The following is an 18,671-nucleotide window of genomic DNA, read 5'->3' on the forward strand; positions in this document are numbered from 1 at the left end:
CCGGTTGGCGGGCTGGTCCAGGTGCCCTGCATCGAGCGCAATGCGATCGCCGCAGTGAAGGCGATCAATGCCGCGCAGATGGCCTTGCGCGGCGACGGCCAGCACTTCATCTCGCTCGACCGGGTGATCCGTACCATGCGTGACACCGGCGCCGATATGCACGACAAGTACAAGGAAACCTCCCGCGGTGGCCTGGCCGTCAGCGCGATCGAGTGTTGAGAGGCGGCACTGCGCCTGAACCGTCCTCAATGCGGGTCATGTGCGCAGCATTTGCGCCCCGGTCAGGGGCGCCTGCCAGCTTTTGGTGCGCGCCCGTCTGGGCGCGTGACCTGACCGCCGTGACCACTCGGTCACGTGCTCTGTTACGGCCTGGTTACTGCGGCTATTCCCACGCGTAACGGGGTGATACCGAGGGTTTCGGCAAGTGCTACCGAAATGCTCAAGAGCCCCGTCCCGCGGGTTGTCTAGGTCGTAAACAGAATACTTCTGTCGCTCCTGCAAAAGCCCTGTGGCACGGGCCTTGGATAAATCCCCTTATTTATATTGAACGGCCAAGCAATTTAGGCACGACCTTTGCGTAGTTAATCGAGCCGGTCTGGGGCTGCCGTTTACCAGAATGACAAAGATAGAGCCTCACTATGATTGAAGGCTCAACACCGTGCTTTGCTTTGCGTGAGGGTTTGATTTATGTCGCAGTTCACTCCAGGGGCTCAGCCCCAGAACAGTGTGCCCCAGTCCATCGGTTTTCTTCTGCTGGATAACTTCACCCTGATTGCTCTGGCTTCGGCAGTCGAGCCCCTGCGCATGGCCAACCAGCTCTCCGGCAAGGAGCTGTACCGCTGGCATACCCTGACCCAGAGTGGCTTGCCGGTGCGCGCCAGCGATGGCCTGCAGATCACCCCGGACACCGGCATGGGCACTGCACCGGCGCTGGATGCGGTGATCGTCTGCGGCGGCGTGGATATCCAGCACAGCGTTACCCGCGAGCACCTGCACTGGCTGCAGGTGCAGGCGCGTCATGGCAAGCAACTGGGTGCGGTGTGCACCGGTAGCTGGGCCCTGGCCAAGGCCGGCCTGCTCGATGGCCACGACTGCAGCGTGCATTGGGAGTTTCTTGCCGCCATGCAGGAAGCCTTTCCGCGTGCGGCCGTGACCACCCGGCTGTTCTCCATCGACCGTAACCGTAATACCTCGTCCGGCGGCACCGCGCCGATGGACATGATGCTGCACCTGATCGGCCGTGAGCATGGCCGCGAGTTGGCGGCCGGCATCTCCGAGATGTTCATCTACGAGCGCATCCGCAATGAGCAGGATCACCAGCGCGTGCCGCTCAAGCACATGCTCGGCACCAATCAGCCAAAGCTGCAGGAAATAGTCGCGCTGATGGAGGCCAACCTGGAAGAGCCGATCGATCTCGACCAGTTGGCGCTCTATGTCGACGTCTCCCGTCGCCAGCTCGAGCGCCTGTTTCAGAAATACCTGCACTGCTCGCCGTCGCGCTACTACCTCAAGCTGCGGCTGATCCGTGCGCGCCAGCTGCTCAAGCAGACTTCGATGTCGATCATCGAAGTGGCGTCGGTCTGCGGCTTCGTCTCCACCCCGCACTTCTCCAAGTGCTACCGCGAATACTTCGGCATCCCGCCGCGCGACGAGCGCTCCGGGCAGCGCTCGGGCAATGTGGTGGCCCTGTTGCCGCTGCCGGAAGACCTGATGCGGCCTTCTTCGTCCAGCGCCATGGAGGCACTGACCCGTGCCCAGGGCGAGTCGACCTTCGCCAGCGTGCGGTTGTAGCGGGAGGTGCTGGGCAGGAGGAGGTCTCAGCGACCTGTGTGCCCAGCGCGGTTTCTCTAATCACGCATTACCGGCAAGCAAAAGGGGCGCTCGATGCGCCCCTTTTTCATGCCTGCACCTTGGCCTAACGCGGCACCAGCGCCGGCAGCAGGGTGCGCGAGATGGCCTCGCGCACGGCCGGCAGCAGGGTGGCGCTGCCGCCCAGCAGCTCCTCGATCAGCCGGCGCAAGACCAGCGCCCGCTCCGGGCTCAGGCCACTGACGGCCTGTTCGCAGGCTTGCTCGGCACTGGCGCCTGGCGGAATCGGAAAGCCCAGGGCGACCAGGCGCTCGCGAAAATCCTCTTGGTCGATCAGGTCGGCATGCATCATGGTTCAATCCTCGGTGGCACTGGCTCGGTTGGGCGTGGGTCGCGCTGCGCTCATCCTGCGCGGCGCGACCCCATCCTGGGGACTCCGGGTAACGGCGGCAATGGTTTACCGCAGCATGCCTTCCTCGACCAGTAACTTGAAAATGGCCTCGGCGCCAGCTTGCGGCGAGACGTCCTTGAGCACCTGGCCGCCACCGCCGGCGGCCTTGGCGGTGGCCGCTTTCATCCGTTCGGCACCGGTCTTGGCCTTGATCACCTTGAGCCGCTTCGGTCGCGGCCGGGCCGGTTGAAAGTGGGCGTCGACCAGCAGGCTATCGTCGACGACGGCCACCTCGCAAGCCTGCAGCTGGCCACGCCGGGCCGGGCCGAAGGCACTCTGGCGCGCGGTCGGCGCGGCGTTGTCGACGCAGGCAATAAACGGCAGGCGTACCTTCAGCCGGCGGCGTTGGCCGCGGGGCAGGGCTTGGAGCACCTGGGCCATGCCGTTTTCGATCTTCTCCACTTCGGCCAGGCCGACCACCAGCGGCCAGCCCAGTTGTTCGGCCAGGAGAAATGGCAGCATGCCCGAGCCTTCGCCGGTTTCCGCCTGGCTGCCGGTGAGCACCAGTTGCGCGCCGGCATCCTTGAGGTAGCTGTTGAGTAACGGCAGCGCATCACCGTGGCTGGGTTGCTCGAGTACGGTCAGCTCGCTCAGGCCCATGCCCAGGTAGGCCCGCAGGGCTTCGTCTGCCGGGTTGCCAGCGTGGAGTACCTGCAGTTTGTCGCCGGCCAGGCGCAGGCCCAGCTCTACCGCACGCGCGTCCTGCTCGGCGCGGCGCGCGCGGCCGGAGGTCGGGTGAGCACCGATGGAGACCAGGGTGATGATGTTCAGGTTGTCAGGCAGCATCGCGTGCGCCTCCTTGGCGATAGGCGGTAACCCGCTCGATCAGCGCGGCGAGGATCGCCGCCGAATCGCCGATTACCGAGAGGTCGGCCCGTTTGATCATGTCGCAGCCCGGGTCCAGGTTGATCGCGATCACCTTGTCGCAGGCACCGATGCCTTGCAGGTGCTGGATCGCGCCGGAGATACCCACGGCCATGTAGACCCGTGCGGTGACCCAGGTGCCGGTGGCACCGACCTGGCGGTTGCGCGGCATGAAACCGTCGTCGACCGCCACCCGTGAGGCGCCTTCGGTGGCGCCGAGGGCGGCCGCGGCTTGGTGGAACTGCGTCCAGTCCTTGACCCCATTACCGCCGGAGAGGATGAACTCGGCTTCGGCCATGGGGATCAAGGCCGGGTCGACTGCCACGGCGCCGAGGTCTTCGATGCGTGGCAGGTTGCGCGCGATCTGGTCGAGCAGTTCGACCTGCCGCACTTCATGACGAGTGTCGCTGACCGGCTCGGCGCATTCGACGGCGGCCAGGATCAGCCGCGGCGCGCTGCGCACCAGGTCTTCGCGGCCTGCTCCGGCGCGGCCGATGCACTGGCCCTCGGCGACCTGCCAGACCCGCGTGGCCGGACGCTCACCGAGCTTGGCGGCCAGCCGGCGGCCGAGTTCGCCGCCACCGGTGCGGCTGTCTGGCAGCAGCCAGTGGCGCGGTGCCAACTGACTTTCCACTGCACTGAGGGCCAGCACCCGTTGCTCGGGTGCATAGCCTTCAAACAGTTCGCCCTCGATCTGCAGCAGGCGGTCGACGCCGGCCGTGTCGAAGGCGGTTTCCTTGTGCTCGCCAAACACCACCGCGACCACGGCGCCATCGCTGCCAGCCAGCTTGTTGGCCAGGCCGAGCAGGTCCTTGTCGTGGCTGCTCAGGCGGCCGCCGATCATGTCCGGCACCACGGCGATATAAAACGCCGGCTGCTCGATCACATGCAGCGGCAGTTGCACCACGGCACTGGCGGTTGCGCGCTTGCCGCTGCCGCCCTGCTGGGCGCCGCTGCGGTCGATGCGTTTGAGCCCGTTGGGGCCGATGAAACCGACCACATGGGGATTCTTGCGGACGATGCCGTTAGGCCCCATCCAGCTTGTCTGAGCCGTCTGCATGGCCGCGTGCAGCGGATGCAGGCGGTTACGGGCGATCCATTCGGCCCGCGGGTCGCGGCGGATGATGTCGCTCATCAGTGCACCTCCAGGGCTTCAGGCTTGGTCGGCACGGGCTTTTTTGCCGGTGCGGGCGCCTCGAGCAATACGTCTGCCACCAGTTCGGCGATGTCTTTGATCTGTGGCCGTGGTTCGACCACGCCTTCGAGCATCGCGGTGCACTGTGGGCAGCCCACGGCGACCAGCTCGGCGCCGGTCTCCTGGATATCGACCATGCGCATGTCGGGAATTCGCTGCTTGCCGGGGATGTCGGTGATCGGCGCGCCGCCACCACCGCCGCAGCAGCGCGAGCGGAAGCCGGAACGTTCCATCTCCCTGACCTCGATGCCAATGGCCTTGAGCACCGCGCGCGGGGCCTCGTATTCGCCGTTGTAACGGCCCAGGTAGCAGGGGTCGTGATAGGTGACGCTGCCGCCCTTGTGCTGACCGAGATTGAGTTTGTCGGCACTGATCAGCTCGTCCATATAGGTGCTGTGGTGCAGTACCTGATAGTGGCCGCCCAGTTCGCCGTATTCGTTTTTCAGGACGTGGAAACTGTGCGGGTCGCAGCTGACGATCTTGTTGAACTGGTACTGGCTCATGCTGGCGATATTGCGTTTGGCCAGGGTCTGGAAGGTCGCCTCATCGCCCAGACGTCGGGCCACGTCGCCGCTGTCGCGCTCTTCCAGGCCGAGCACGGCAAAGTCGACGTTGGCCGCCTTCAGCACCTTGACGAAGGCGCGTAGGGTGCGCTGGTTGCGCATGTCGAAGGCGCCGTCGCCAACCCAGAACAACACGTCGACCGACTTCTTCTCGCTCATCAGTGGCAGGTTGAGGTCCGCGGCCCAGTTCAAGCGGCCGCCGGGGGCGAAGCCGCCGGGGTTGTCGGTGGCGATCAGGTTATCCAGGACTTCGGCGCCCTTGTTCGGCGTCGCGCCTTTTTCCAGGGTCAGGTGACGGCGCATGTCGACGATGGCGTCGACGTGCTCGATCATCATTGGGCATTCCTCGACGCAGGCGCGGCAGGTGGTGCACGACCACAGGGTTTCTGCATCGACCAGCGCCTTGCCGTTGAGGTTGACGATCGGCAGGTGCGGAGCACCGCTGTGTTCGCCAATGGCTTGGCCAGGGTAGGGCGAACCGGCGAACTTGGCGTCAGTGCCGCCGGCCAGGCCGACCACCATGTCCTGAATCAGCTTCTTCGGATTGAGCGGCTGGCCGGCGGCGAAGGCCGGGCACACCGCCTCGCACTTGCCGCACTGCACGCAGGCGTCGAAGCCGAGCAGCTGGTTCCAGGTGAAATCGCGGGGTTTTTCCACCCCGAGCGGAGCGGTGCGATCGTCCAGGTTCAGCGCCTTGAGGCCCGTCGAGCGGCCGCCGCCGAAGCGTTCGCTGCGGCGGTGCCAGGCCAGGTGCAGGGCACCGGCGAAGGCGTGCTTCATCGGCCCTCCCCAGGTCATGCCGAAGAACAGCTCGGATACGCCCCAGGCCACGCCGACGGCGAGAAGCACGGCGAGCATCCAGCCGCCGAAACCTTCCGGGAGGATGCCGGCCACCGGCAGGGTGGCGATGAAGAAGCTCACGGCGAACATCAGCAGGCTTTTCGGCAGGCGCATCCATGGGCCTTTCGACAGCCGCGCGGGCGGGTCGAGGCGGCGCTTGGCGACGAACAGTGCACCGACGAACATCAGCACGCAGGCGCCCAGCAGGGCGTAGCCGAGGATCCGGCTGTGCAGGCCGAAGCCGTGCACCAGAATCGCCAGGCCGGCAGCCAGGACGAAACCACCGGCGGTGGCCACGTGGGTCTTGGACATGTACTTGTCGCGCTCGACCACATGGTGCAAATCCACCAGGTAGCGGCGTGGCATGGCCAGCAGGCCGCCGAGCCAGTCGACCTTGGCCGGCCGCCCGCGGCGCCACATCAGAAAGCGCTTGCCGGCGCCGATTACGGCCAGGCCGAGTGCGGCGAACAGCAGAATGGGGAGTAGGGTGTTCAACATCATCTGGTCTCCTTGGAGGGACCGTATAACCATGTAGGGTGGGTTAGCCGCAGGCGTAACCCACCATCGATGCGTCAGGCACTACCTTGACCTGTCTGGTGAACCCGGGGTGGCAGCGCTGCGCGGCCACCCCAGATTCCAGCTGCTGCTTTAGAAGTCCTTGCACAACCGCAGCGCGTCGTAGATCGCCGCGTGGGTGTTGCGTTGGGCCACGCAGTCGCCGATGCGGAACAGCAGATAGCCATCGCCGGTTTCGGCCAGGCAAGGCTGCGGCTTGATCGCGAACAGCGCTTCGACGTCGATCTGACCCTTGTTGCGCGAACCTTCCTTGAGGGCGTAGTAGATAGTTTCGTCCGGGCGTACGCCGTTCTCCACCACCACCTGGTCGATGACGCGTTCTTCCTGGGCGCCGGTGTATTCGTTCTCCAGCAACGCCACCAGCTTGTCGCCCTCGCGATAGACCTTTTCCAGCATCATGTCGCTGGTCATGATCACGCCCTTCGGGTACATGCTGCGGTAGGCCGTCGGGAACGAGGTGCCGCCCATGCCGACACCCGGCTTGATGTCGTCGGTGACGATCTCGACCTGACTGCCCTTGTCGGCGATGAAGTCTGCCACCGACATGCCGGTGAACTCACAGATGGTGTCGTACACCAGCACGTTCTTGCCCGGTGCGACCTTGCCGTCGAGCACGTCCCAGCTGCTCACCACCAGGCCTTCGGCCGCGCCCCAGTGCTCATTCTGCTCGAGGAACGGATGACCGCCATTGGCCAGCACTACCACATCCGGACGCAGGTCCAAGATGCTCTCGGCATCGGCGCCGGTGTTCAGGCGCAGGTCGATTTTCAGCCGCGCCAGTTCCAGTTGGTACCAGCGGGTGATGCCGGCGATCTGGTCACGCTGTGGCGCCTTGGAGGCCGTGGTGATCTGCCCGCCAAGCTGGTCCTTCTTTTCGAACAGGGTGACGTCGTGGCCACGCTCGGCGGCGACGCGAGCCGCCTCCATCCCGGCTGGACCGCCGCCGACCACCACCACCTTGCGCTTGACGCCGGTGGTCTTCTCGATGATGTGCGGCAAGCCCATGTATTCACGCGAGGTCGCGGCGTTCTGGATGCACAGCACGTCCAGGCCCTGGTACTGGCGGTCGATGCAGTAGTTGGCGCCGACGCACTGCTTGATCTGGTCGACCTGGCCCATCTTGACCTTGGCGATCAGGTGCGGGTCGGCGATGAAGGCGCGGGTCATGCCGACCATGTCGACGTAGCCGCCCTCGAGAATACGGGTGGCCTGGTTCGGGTCCTTGATGTTCTGCGCGTGCAGCACCGGGACCTTGACCACTTCCTTGATGCCGGCCGCCAGGTGCAGGAACGGCTCAGGCGGGAAGCTCATGTTGGGGATGACGTTGGCCAGGGTGTTGTGGGTATCGGCGCCAGAACCGACCACGCCGATGAAGTCGAGCAGGCCGGTGTCATCGTAGTACTTGGCGATCTGCTTCATGTCCTCGTGGGACAAACCGTCCGGGTGGAACTCGTCGCCGGAGATACGCAGGCCCACGCAGAAGTCGTCACCGACTTCCTTGCGCACGGCCTTGAGCACTTCCAGGCCGAATTTCATGCGGCCCTCGAAGGTCCCGCCCCATTCGTCGGTACGCTTGTTGACCCGTGGCGACCAGAACTGGTCGATCATGTGCTGGTGCACGGCCGACAGCTCGACGCCGTCCAGGCCGCCGGCTTTGGCCCGGGCCGCCGCCTTGGCGAAGTCACCGATGACGCGCCACATTTCTTCCGGTTCGATGGTCTTGCAGGTGGCGCGGTGCACCGGTTCGCGGATGCCGGACGGCGACATCAGGGTCGGCCAGTCGAAGCCATCCCAGCGCGAGCGACGACCCATGTGGGTAATCTGGATCATGATCTTGGCGCCATGCTTGTGCATGGCATCGGCCAGGTTCTGGAAGTGCGGGATGATCCGGTCGGTGGACAGGTTCACCGAGCTCCACCAGCCATGTGGGCTGTCGATGGAGACCACCGAGGAGCCGCCGCAGATGGCCAGGCCGACGCCGCCCTTGGCCTTCTCTTCGTAGTACTTGACGTAACGCTCGGTGGTCATGCCGCCGTCGGTGGCCATGACCTCGGCGTGCGCGGTGGACACGATACGGTTACGGATGGTGAGTTTACCGATCTGGATCGGTTGGAACATTGCTTCAAAGGCCATGGCGATACGCTCCGCTTACAACGGCTTGACGATGAACAGGCCGTGGTCGTGGCCTTCCTGCGAAGCACCGTAGACCTGTTCGGCCACCGTGCGGATGGGGCTGCCCTGGGCGGCCAGGATTTGATCCATGGCGCCGGCGAACCAGCCAGTAAACATGTAGTCGACCATACGCCCGCACTGGCCGTAGACATAGACGAAGGCAGAGTGATCCAGGCGCACCTCGCAGGTGCCCTTGTCGAGGTCGATCGCCAGGGTCTTGAACAGCCCCCAGCCGCGTTGCGACAGGCGCTTCATGTAATGCTCGAACACGTCGACACCGACCAGACCGTGGCACTCGGCTTCCTTCTCGCACCAGTGCCAGGCGGACTTGTAGCCGGCCTTGTAGAGGATCTCGGCATAGGCATCGGCGCCCAGCACTTCCTCGATGCCGATGTGGTTGTTGACGAAGAAATGCCGCGGTACATAAAGCATCGGCAGGGCGTCGGTGGTCCAGACGCCGGTTTCGCTGTCGACTACGATGGGCATTTCGGGGGCGTGGGTGGCCATGTGTGCAAACTCCAGAATTCGGTGGTTTTTGGCAGGGCGCCTTGCGCTCTGCTCAATTAAAAAAGTGTGCTGAATGCCTGTGGCGTCGCTAGTGCCGTGCGCCGCAGGTATTCATCATTCGCCCCAGACGTCCTTGAGCACGCGTACCCAGTTCTCGCCCATGATCTTGCGCACTACGCGCTCGGAATGGCCGCGCTTGAGCAAGGTTTCGGTGAGGTTGGGGAACTCGCCGACAGTGCGGATGCCCAGCGGGTTGACGATCTTGCCGAAGCTGGTCAGGCGGCGGGCGTAGCCCTTGTCGTGGGTCAGGTATTCGAAGAAGTCCTGGCCATGGCCCTGGGTGAAGTCGGTGCCGATGCCGATGGCATCTTCGCCAACGATGTTCATGGTGTACTCGATGGCTTCGGCGTAGTCGTCGATGGTCGAGTCGATGCCCTTGGCCAGGAAGGGGGCGAACATGGTCACGCCGACAAAGCCGCCGTGGTCGGCGATGAACTTCAGTTCTTCGTCGGACTTGTTGCGTGGGTGTTCTTTCAGGCCGGACGGCAGGCAGTGCGAGTAGCACACGGCTTTCTTCGATTCGAGGATGACTTCCTCGGATGTCTTGCTGCCGACGTGGGACAGGTCGCACATGATGCCGACGCGGTTCATCTCGGCGACGATCTCGCGACCGAAGCCGGACAGGCCGCCGTCACGCTCGTAGCAGCCGGTGCCGACCAGGTTCTGGGTGTTGTAGCACATCTGCACGATGCCCACGCCGAGCTGCTTGAACACCTCGACGTAGCCGATCTGATCCTCGAACGCATGGGCATTCTGGAAGCCGAAGAGGATGCCGGTCTTGCCCTGGGCCTTGGCCGCGTGGATGTCGGCGGTGGTGCGCACCGGGATCACCAGGTCGCTGTTGTCACGGATCAGCTTCTGACTGGCGGCGATGTTGTTGACTGTGGCCTGGAAACCTTCCCAGACCGAGACCGTGCAATTGGCCGCGGTCAGGCCGCCCTTGCGCATGTCTTCGAACAATTCGCGGTTCCACTTGGCGATGATCAGGCCATCGATAACGATGCTGTCGGCGTGCACTGCTGCTGGGCTCATCAGGCTGTCCCCTTTGTCTGCTGTCGCCAAACCCGGTGTTGGCGCTTTGTGGGGAGCATATCCCTGGGACGCAGGGTGACCCGGTGCAAAAACGACTGGGGTATTGCCGAAAGCGTCAATACCAGGTCGCGAACGGATAAGCCGTCGGCCAGGCCGCTTTTATCGTGCGGGCTTTAGCCCTCCCTACGCCAGTGAGGCAGCCGGATGCTCGTGACGATCCTGGCTGGGGCAGGTGGCGAAGCGGGCGCGGTAGCAGCGCGAGAAGTACGAGGCGGACTCGAAGCCGCAGGCCAGGCCGACTTCCAGCACGCTCAGGTCGGTCTGGCGCAGCAGTTGGCGGGCCTTGTCCAGGCGCAGGGTCAGGTAGAAGTTGGACGGGGTCTCGTTCAGGTGCTGGCGGAACAGGCGTTCCAGCTGGCGCGGGGTGACCTTGATCAGGTCGGCGAGTTGCTGGGAGCCGAGCGGCTGTTCGCTGTGGCGCTGCATTTCGCCGATGACCTGCACCAGCTTCTTGTTGTGCACGTCATAGCGGCTGGCGATCTGCATGCGCTGATGATCCTGGCGCGAACGGATGCGCCCCAGCACGAACTGTTCGGACACCGCCAGGGCCAGCTCTTCACCGTGGTCGCGGCCGATCAGGGTCAGCATCAGGTCGAGGCTGGCGGTGCCGCCGGCGCTGGTGATGCGCCGGCCGTCGATTTCGAACAGTTCCTGGGTCACGCTCAGGCGCGGATAGCGCTCCTGAAAGGCCTCGATGGCTTCCCAGTGCAGGGTCAGGCGCTGTCCGGCGAACAAGCCGGCCTCGGCCAGGACGAAGCTGCCGGTGTCGATGCCGCCGAGCGTCGCGCCTTCACGCTCGGCGCGGTGCAGCCACTGGGCCAGGCGGTGGTCGAAGCTGGCCAGCGGCTCGAAGCCGGCGATCACGAACAGGCTGTCGCCGGCCGTCGGTAGCTCCAGGGCGGTGTCGACGTTGAGCGACATGCCGTTGCTGCCCTGCACCGCGTTGCCATCCAGGCTGAGCAGGCGCCAGCGATAGAGTTCGCCGCGAAAGCGATTGGCCACGCGCAAGGGCTCGATAGCCGACATCAGGCCCATCATGGAAAAGCCGGGCAGCAGGAGAAAGCACAGGGTCTGGGGCATGGCTGGGTTTCGCGAAGGCAGATAGTTACTTAACGGCAGACACCGCCTCAGTGCAAGCAAGAAGGTCGTTACAGTTCAACAGCTGGTCGCTTTGGTGCGTTATCTAGCCCCTAGTGCTGCGTAATGTGACCCCATCGGGCGCACTCAGGCCTGAGTACGGGACGGGGCTCAGCGCTCCGGGAAAACTACAAGTAAAACCCTAACGCCATACGAGGGCGCATTGATGAAAAGTTTCAAGGTAATCGCCGGTTGCTGTTTGCTCGGTCTGTTCAGTTCGTCGCTATTGGCCGCCGAACAGGCCAGTTGCCAGAAGGCCCGCATCGGCATGGTGGGCTGGACCGACGTGGTCGCCACTACCGCCGTGGCCAGTACCCTGCTTGAAGGCCTGGGCTATGCAACCACCCAGACCCAAGCCTCACAGCAGATCGTCTTTTCCGGCATCCAGCGTGACCAACTCGACTTCTTCCTGGGTTATTGGAAGCCGTTGATGGACGACAACATCGAGCCGTTTCTCGCCAAGAAAACGGTCAGGGTGCTCGGTGAACCGGGTCTCGCCGATGGCATCTCCAGCCTGGCCGTGCCCAGCTATACCGCCGAGGCGGGCCTGAAGACCTACGCCGATATCGCCAAATTCAGGGATCAACTGGACGGCAAGATCTATGGCATCGATCCGGGTACCGGCGCCAACACCACGATCAAGAAGATGATCGACAGCAACCAGTTCGGCCTCGGTGGCTTCGAGCTGATCGAGTCGAGCGAGTCGGCCATGCTCGCCGCCGTCAGCCGTGCGGCGCGGAACAAGAAGCCAGTGGTGTTCTTCGGCTGGAAGCCGCACCCGATGAACATCAAGATGGACGTTACCTACCTGACTGGCAGTGAGGGTGTATTCGGCGCCGATGAAGGCCTGGCCACCGTCTGGACCGTCACCGCCCCGGACTATGCCCAGCGCTGCCCCAACGTCGACCGCCTGCTCAACAACCTGAGCTTCACCGCTGCCCAGGAGAGCCAGTTGATGGCGCCGATCATGGACCGTGAAGAGGCCAAGGACGTCGCGCGCAAGTGGCTGCAGGAAAACCCGCAAGAACTGAGCAAGTTCCTGGCTGGGGTGACCACCTTCGATGGCAAGGATGGCGCCGCCGCCGTGCAGGCCGCGCTCAAGTAAGACGGGCCCTGTCCCACAGATTCCCTGATCAATCGCTGTGCCGCGCGCCCTCTTGGGCGCCCGGCACCCATTCGCCTCGAATAAGGATGGAAACTCCATGAACTACGAAGTCATTGTCACCTGTGCAGTTACCGGCGCCGGCGACACCGTTGGCCGCCATCCGGCCATTCCGGTAACCCCCAAGCAAATCGCCGACGCCGCCATCGAGGCGGCGAAGGCCGGCGCCACCGTGGCCCACTGCCACGTTCGCGACCCCAAGACCGGCAAGGGCAGCCGCGATATCGAGCTGTACCGCGAGGTGGTCGAGCGCATCCGCGAGAGCGACACCGATGTGATCATCAACCTTACCGCCGGTATGGGCGGTGATCTGGAGATCGGCCCGGGCGAGCAGCCGATGGAGTTCGGTCTCGGCTCCGACCTGGTCGGCCCGTTGACCCGCCTGGCGCATATCGAAGAGCTGCGCCCGGAGATCTGCACCCTGGACTGCGGCACCCTGAATTTCGGCGATGGTGACTACATCTACGTCGCCACCCCGGCGCAGCTGCGTGCCGGTGCCAAGCGCATCACCGAGCTGGGGGTGAAGGCCGAGCTGGAGATCTTCGACACCGGCCACCTGTGGTTCGCCAAGCAGATGATGAAGGAAGGCCTGCTGGACGATCCGATCTTCCAGATCTGCCTGGGCATCCCCTGGGGCGCTCCGGCCGACACCACCACCATGAAGGCCATGGCCGACAACCTGCCGGCGGGCGCCACCTGGGCCGGCTTCGGCATCGGTCGCCTGCAGATGCCGATGGCCGCCCAGGCCATGCTGCTCGGTGGTCACGTGCGGGTCGGCCTGGAAGACAACATCTGGCTGGACAAGGGCGTACCGGCCAGCAACGGCAGCCTGGTCGAGCGCGTCGTCGAAATCATCCAGCGCCTCGGCGGCAGGGCTCTGACCCCGGCCGAAGGCCGGGCCAAGATGGGCCTCAAGCCACGCGGCTGAGCCGCCCCACACTGCTCTGTATCCCGGATGCGATCCGGGACAGATCGAATGACCCGCCCGGATAGCATCCGGGCCACCCAGCAGGAGCCATCATGGCCTTTGTCACCGAACTGAAAACTTTCGCCGCCCTCGGCACCGGCGTGATCGGCGCCGGCTGGATCGCTCGCGCCCTGGCCCATGGCCTCGATGTCGTGGCCTGGGACCCCGCGCCAGGCGCCGAAGCGGCATTGCGCACACGCATCGCCAACGCCTGGCCGGCGCTCCAGCAGCAGGGCCTGGTGCCCGGTGCTTCGCCCGAGCGCCTGCGCTTCGTCGACAGCATCGAAGAGTGTGTGCAGAACGCCGATTTCATCCAGGAAAGCGCTCCCGAGCGTCTGGAGCTGAAGCTCGACCTGCATGCCAAGATCAGCGCCGCGGCGCGGCCCAACGTGCTGATCGGTTCGAGCACCTCGGGCCTGCTGCCCAGCGACTTCTACGCCGACGCCGTGCACCCCGAGCGCTGTATGGTCGGTCACCCGTTCAACCCGGTGTACCTGCTGCCGCTGGTGGAGGTGGTCGGCGGCCAGCAGACCGCGCCGGAAGCAGTCCAGGCCGCCATTCAGGTGTATACCGCGCTGGGCATGCGCCCGCTGCACGTGCGCAAGGAAGTACCGGGGTTTATTGCCGACCGCCTGCTCGAGGCGCTGTGGCGAGAGTCGCTGCACCTGGTCAATGACGGCGTGGCCACCACCGGCGAGATCGACGATGCGATCCGCTTCGGCGCCGGCCTGCGCTGGTCGTTCATGGGCAGCTTCCTGACCTACACTCTGGCCGGCGGCGATGCCGGCATGCGTCACTTCATGGCTCAGTTCGGCCCGGCGCTGAAGCTGCCCTGGACCTACCTGGAGGCGCCGGAGCTGACAGACGGCCTGATCGACAGCGTGGTGGAAGGCACTACGGAGCAACAAGGTGAGCGCAGCATCGCCGAGCTGGAGCGCTATCGTGATGACTGCCTGATGGCGGTGATGGAGGCGATCAAGGCAACCAAGGCCAAGCACGGCTTCGCCTTCACCGAATAAGCGGGCGTTACGCAGAATCCGTAGGAGTGGGGGGAGCGCCTAGTTCCATGCTCGCGAAAAATTCAATCGCGGGCATGGCCCGCTCCTACAACAGCCCGTTCATGCAGCAGTACGCTGCTCGCTGGCGGACTGTTCGCTACGCTCCTGAGTCCGCCCTACGGGTTTCGTACAACGCTGAGGATCATCCCCATCATGCTCACTACCTACCGCACCGCCATCCTGCCCGAGTGGGTGGACTACAACGGCCACCTGCGCGACGCCTTCTACCTGCTGATCTTCAGCTATGCCACCGACGCGCTGATGGATCACCTCGGCCTCGACGAAGCCGGCCGGGCCCGCAGCGGTCACACCCTGTACACCCTGGAGTGCCATCTCAACTACCTGGCCGAGGTCAAGCTCGGTGCCGAGGTGGAGGTGCGCACCCAGCTGCTGGCGCACGACAACAAGCGTCTGCACATCCACCATGGCCTGTATCTGCCGGGAGCCGATAGCGCCTTGGCCGAGAGCGAGCAGATGCTGATGAACATCGACAGCGCCAGTGCGCGTTCGGCGCCGTTCGACGAGCAGGTGCTGGCGCGGGTGCTGGCGCTGGGCGAGGCCCACCGTGACCTGCCGGCTCCTGCGTGCGTTGGCCGGGTGATTGGCTTGCCGCCGGCCAGGGCATAGAGCCGCGGTCGAGCCTGACACCCATAGCGTGAACAACAACAATAGCTCAAGCATCCCGCCAGGAGATCGCCATGAACGCTGTAGACCCTTCCCTCGAAGCGGCGCCCATCGCCGATTGGCGCAGTTACCCGATCAGTGCCGACCTTGCCGGCCTGAGTGCCAGCAGCGACAGCCTGGATATCACGTGGAGCGACGCTCGAGTCAGCCCGTTCCACCATCAGTGGCTGCGTGACAACTGCGCCTGCAGCCAGTGCGTTTACAGTGTGACCCGCGAGCAGCTGCTGGAAGTCGTCGACGTGGCGGCGGAACTCAGTCCGCAGCGCACCCGTATCGACGAGCAAGGCCATCTGCTGATCGACTGGCAGGATGGTCACCGCAGCCGCTTCCATCCCGGCTGGCTGCGCGCCCATGCCTACGACGAGGCCTCGCGGGCGGAGCGTCGTGCGCAGCGTGCGCAACCCCGGTTGTGGGGCGCCGAGCTGGCCGAGCAGCTGCCGCAGTTCGACTACCAGACGCTGCTCGAGGACGACAGCGCCCTGCTGCAGTGGCTGCTGGCGGTGCGCGATCTCGGCCTCACCCAGGTCGTTGCTGTGCCGACCACGTCGGGGGCGCTGCAACAGCTCGCCCGGCGCATCTCCTTTATCCGCGAGAGCAACTTCGGCGTGCTGTTCGACGTGCAATCCAAGGCCGATGCCGACAGCAATGCCTACACGGCCTTCAACCTGCCGCTGCACACCGACCTGCCGACCCGCGAGCTACAGCCGGGTCTGCAGTTTTTGCATTGCCTGGTCAACGATGCCCTGGGCGGCGAGAGCATCTTCGTCGATGGCTTCGCCATCGCCGCGGCGCTGCACCAGGAGGCGCCCGAGCTGTTCCATGTCCTCTGCACGACGCCAGTGGAGTTCCGCAACAAGAGTCGCACCAGCGATTACCGCTGCCTGGCACCGATCATCGCCCTGGATGCCCAGGGACTGGTCAGCGAGGTGCGCATGGCCAACTTCCTGCGCGGGCCCTTCGACGCCCCGGCCGAGCGCATGCCGGCGCTGTATCGCGCCTACCGGCGCTTTATCGCCATCACCCGCGAGCCGCGTTTCCGCGTGCAGCGCCGGCTGCAGGCCGGGCAGCTGTGGTGCTTCGACAACCGGCGGACCCTGCATGCACGCAGCGAGTTCGACCCGACCAGCGGCGCCCGGCACTTCCAGGGCTGCTATGTGGATCGCGATGAGCTGCTCTCGCGCATTCATGTGCTGCAACGCTAGGCGGCGTGGCCGGGCCGGCGAGTCCATGGTCGAGCGGCCGCCATCGTGGCCGCGCGCGAGGCTTTTGACGATGCGCACGACTCGCTGACGGCGTAGCGCACGGCCGGCCCTATCGGCATGGCGGCTCGGCGGTCTGTGCAGTTGCGCGGTACGAGGAGGGCCTGCGCCCGCAAGGCAGGCTCGGGGCGAGGAAAAGACCAATCACGCAAAGCACGAAGGGGAGCCTAAGCTCCCCTTCAAAGTGTCGTTGCGTGCTTTGTTTTTCTTGTTGAACGATCTGTTGTTGTTTTTATCGTTCCAAATCGTTGGTCTGATCCCATCGGGGATCAAGGCAAACGTATTTTTTTGGACCCTGGTACTGCCATCGTCACTAAGTGATCCAACCTACCAATCAGCTACCTTGAGGTAGTTTTATTGTTATTGGCCTGGTCACGGGGTTGACCCCGAACAACAACCCTCTCCAAAAAAATCTGTTTGCGGCTCGCCTGTGCTGTTGTTTTTGTTGTGTCAGCGTCGAGACGTATCGGTGTTCTGCATTCTTGTTTTTGTGCGCTAATAGAATGCATGGCTCGTGCCAGTTTTAAAATAGTCATATATATCAATCACATGCAAATATGCGTCGTGGGGGCGTGGCTGCTTTGTTGCTAGTTGTGTTGCCGTACTACCCGTTTTCGTTACCTCGGTCGGGCGGCGGTAACATCTGCGCGGCAGGTAGCGGGGAGCATGTGGGCGGGAGGCGGTGAGCAGGTGGCGGGCCTGGCTCGCTGCGGTTGTCCGGCGGATGGCCGGCGCAGCGGCATAAAAAAAGGGAGCCCAAAGGCTCCCGCAAGACTGGAGCCGCCCACACGCGGGAGCGGCCCAGGTTAGGCATTTGACTTAAGCGGCGCTGAACATCTTGTGCGGGTCGATGACGAATTTTTTCGGCACGCCGGCATCGAACTCGTGGTAGCCGTTGGGTGCCTGATCCAGGGTGATGACCTGTACGCCGACCACGTCGGCGATATTGATCCGGTCCCACATGATTGCCTGCATCAGCTGGCGGTTGTACTTCATCACCGGGGTCTGACCAGTGTGGAAGCTGTGCGACTTGGCCCAGCCGAGGCCGAAGCGGATGCTCAGTGCGCCCTTCTTAGCCGCGGCATCGACTGCACCTGGATCTTCGGTGACGTACAGGCCGGGAATACCGATCTTGCCGGCGACCCGAACCACGCCCATCAACGAGTTGAGCACGGTGGCCGGAGCCTCGTGCTGCACCCCGTCGTGGCCATGACCGCGGGCTTCGAAGCCCACCGCATCGATGGCGCAATCGACTTCAGGCTCGCCGAGCAAGGCGGCAATCTGTTCGTGCAGCGGGGTGTCCAGCGACAGGTCGGCGATCTCGAAGCCCTGGGCCTTGGCATGCACCAGACGCACCGGGTTGACGTCGCCGACGATGACCACGGCAGCGCCGAGCAGGCGTGCGGAGGCGGCAGCGGCCAGGCCGACCGGACCGGCACCGGCGATATACACCGTGCTACCCGGGCCGACGCCAGCGGTGACTGCGCCGTGGTAACCGGTCGGCAGGATGTCGGACAGGCAGGTCAGGTCGCGGATCTTCTCCATCGCCTTGTCGCGGTCCGGCAGCTTGAGCAGGTTGAAGTCGGCATAAGGCACCATGGCGTATTCGGCCTGGCCACCGGTCCAGTCGCCCATGTCGACGTAACCGTAGGCGCCGCCGGGACGTGCCGGGTTGACCGACAGGCAGACGCCGGTGTGTTGTTCCTTGCAGCTACGGCAGCGGCCGCAGGCCACGTTGAACGGCACCGAGACCAGGTCGCCGATCTGCAGGTTCTCGACGTCGCGACCTTTCTCGATCACCTCGCCGGTGATCTCGTGGCCCAGGACCAGCCCGGTTTGGGCGGTGGTACGGCCGCGCACCATGTGCTGGTCGGAACCGCAGATGTTGGTGGAGACAACTTTCAGGATGACCGCGTGATCGATCTTCTTGCCGCGCGGATCCTGCATTTTTGGATAGTCGATCTTTTGTACTTCGACCTTGCCTGCGCCGAGGTAGACGACGCCACGATTACCGGACATTGGATGTTCTCCTTTGTTGTTGTGGATACAAAGGCGCGGCCAACGGCCACGCGGCCTTGCACTGGAGCTTTACGATGTGTTGCTGGGACCGGTGAGGTCCGCGATAGAGGCAGTGCGGGACAGTCCTCACCGGCGCGTTGGTACGGGTTAAGCGTGCAGCACCACGGTGCGGTTGGCGTTGAGGAACACCCGCCGCTCGAGGTGGTAGCCGATGGCCTTGGCCAGGGTCTGGCACTCGATGTCGCGGCCCTTGGCG

Annotated in this window: 16 protein-coding genes and 1 pseudogene; 7 read left to right on the forward strand and 10 right to left on the reverse strand. The window is 64.4% G+C overall.

The features are described from left to right. Both PH586_RS23185 and gbdR read left to right on the forward strand, forming a co-directional pair. Positions 1-219 (forward strand): L-serine ammonia-lyase, iron-sulfur-dependent, subunit alpha (locus tag PH586_RS23185; RefSeq protein WP_271350168.1); only part of this gene is annotated, 219 nt, incomplete at its 5' end. 468 nt (positions 220-687) lie between these two features. Then, positions 688-1,791, forward strand: coding sequence for a choline metabolism transcriptional regulator GbdR (gene gbdR, locus PH586_RS23190; RefSeq protein WP_271350169.1), 1,104 nt, complete (start codon positions 688-690; stop codon positions 1,789-1,791). 124 nt (positions 1,792-1,915) lie between these two features. On the opposite strand, the gene PH586_RS23195 is transcribed toward gbdR, so the two are convergent. From PH586_RS23195 to PH586_RS23230, 8 genes are all read right to left on the reverse strand, one after another. Then, positions 1,916-2,161, reverse strand: coding sequence for a hypothetical protein (locus PH586_RS23195; protein ID WP_271350170.1), 246 nt, complete (start codon positions 2,159-2,161; stop codon positions 1,916-1,918). 105 nt (positions 2,162-2,266) lie between these two features. Beyond that, complete coding sequence (gene etfB / locus PH586_RS23200) at positions 2,267-3,046, reverse strand: electron transfer flavoprotein subunit beta (RefSeq protein ID WP_271350171.1); 780 nt, start codon at positions 3,044-3,046, stop codon at positions 2,267-2,269. Next, a complete protein-coding gene (gene etfA / locus PH586_RS23205; protein WP_271350172.1) occupies positions 3,036-4,259 on the reverse strand; it encodes an electron transfer flavoprotein subunit alpha in 1,224 nt (407 codons plus the stop codon). The genes etfB and etfA overlap by 11 nt, the downstream gene beginning before the upstream one ends. Continuing rightward, on the reverse strand, positions 4,259-6,220 hold the full coding sequence (gene dgcB / locus PH586_RS23210) for a dimethylglycine demethylation protein DgcB (RefSeq protein ID WP_271350183.1): 1,962 nt from the start codon (positions 6,218-6,220) through the stop codon (positions 4,259-4,261). Before dgcB ends, etfA begins: the two co-directional genes overlap by 1 nt. Positions 6,221-6,370: 150 nt before the next feature. Beyond that, complete coding sequence (gene dgcA / locus PH586_RS23215) at positions 6,371-8,431, reverse strand: dimethylglycine demethylation protein DgcA (RefSeq protein ID WP_271350174.1); 2,061 nt, start codon at positions 8,429-8,431, stop codon at positions 6,371-6,373. Positions 8,432-8,446: 15 nt separating this feature from the next. Beyond that, positions 8,447-8,977 carry a 4-vinyl reductase gene (locus tag PH586_RS23220; RefSeq protein WP_271350175.1) on the reverse strand — a complete coding sequence of 177 codons (531 nt, stop codon included), beginning with the start codon at positions 8,975-8,977 and terminating at the stop codon, positions 8,447-8,449. Positions 8,978-9,091: 114 nt separating this feature from the next. Beyond that, a complete protein-coding gene (locus PH586_RS23225) occupies positions 9,092-10,069 on the reverse strand; it encodes a dipeptidase (RefSeq protein ID WP_271350176.1) in 978 nt (325 codons plus the stop codon). Positions 10,070-10,252: 183 nt separating this feature from the next. Beyond that, complete coding sequence (locus tag PH586_RS23230) at positions 10,253-11,209, reverse strand: GlxA family transcriptional regulator (protein WP_271350177.1); 957 nt, start codon at positions 11,207-11,209, stop codon at positions 10,253-10,255. Between the two features lie 223 nt (positions 11,210-11,432). On the opposite strand from PH586_RS23230, the gene choX reads away from it, so the two are divergent. The 5 genes from choX (at position 11,433) to PH586_RS23255 (ending at position 16,339) form a co-directional block, all read left to right on the forward strand. Then, on the forward strand, positions 11,433-12,371 hold the full coding sequence (gene choX / locus PH586_RS23235) for a choline ABC transporter substrate-binding protein (protein WP_271350178.1): 939 nt from the start codon (positions 11,433-11,435) through the stop codon (positions 12,369-12,371). Between the two features lie 97 nt (positions 12,372-12,468). Further along, positions 12,469-13,356, forward strand: coding sequence for a BKACE family enzyme (locus tag PH586_RS23240; protein ID WP_271350179.1), 888 nt, complete (start codon positions 12,469-12,471; stop codon positions 13,354-13,356). A 92-nt stretch (positions 13,357-13,448) separates the two neighbouring features. Then, on the forward strand, positions 13,449-14,414 hold the full coding sequence (locus tag PH586_RS23245) for an L-carnitine dehydrogenase (RefSeq protein WP_271350180.1): 966 nt from the start codon (positions 13,449-13,451) through the stop codon (positions 14,412-14,414). A 192-nt stretch (positions 14,415-14,606) separates the two neighbouring features. Further along, positions 14,607-15,080, forward strand: a complete 474-nt coding sequence (locus PH586_RS23250) for a thioesterase family protein (RefSeq protein WP_408637050.1) — start codon at positions 14,607-14,609, stop codon at positions 15,078-15,080. 71 nt (positions 15,081-15,151) lie between these two features. Continuing rightward, complete coding sequence (locus PH586_RS23255) at positions 15,152-16,339, forward strand: gamma-butyrobetaine dioxygenase (protein WP_271350181.1); 1,188 nt, start codon at positions 15,152-15,154, stop codon at positions 16,337-16,339. A gap of 876 nt (positions 16,340-17,215) precedes the next feature. On the opposite strand, the gene fdhA is transcribed toward PH586_RS23255, so the two are convergent. Then, on the reverse strand, positions 17,216-18,415 hold the full coding sequence (fdhA, locus tag PH586_RS23260) for a formaldehyde dehydrogenase, glutathione-independent (RefSeq protein ID WP_271350182.1): 1,200 nt from the start codon (positions 18,413-18,415) through the stop codon (positions 17,216-17,218). 147 nt (positions 18,416-18,562) lie between these two features. Further along, a pseudogene (locus tag PH586_RS23265) lies at positions 18,563-18,671 on the reverse strand (formyltetrahydrofolate deformylase); the annotation flags it as partial.

The organism is Pseudomonas aestuarii (assembly GCF_027988105.1).
GTDB classification, from domain to species: domain Bacteria; phylum Pseudomonadota; class Gammaproteobacteria; order Pseudomonadales; family Pseudomonadaceae; genus Aquipseudomonas; species Aquipseudomonas aestuarii.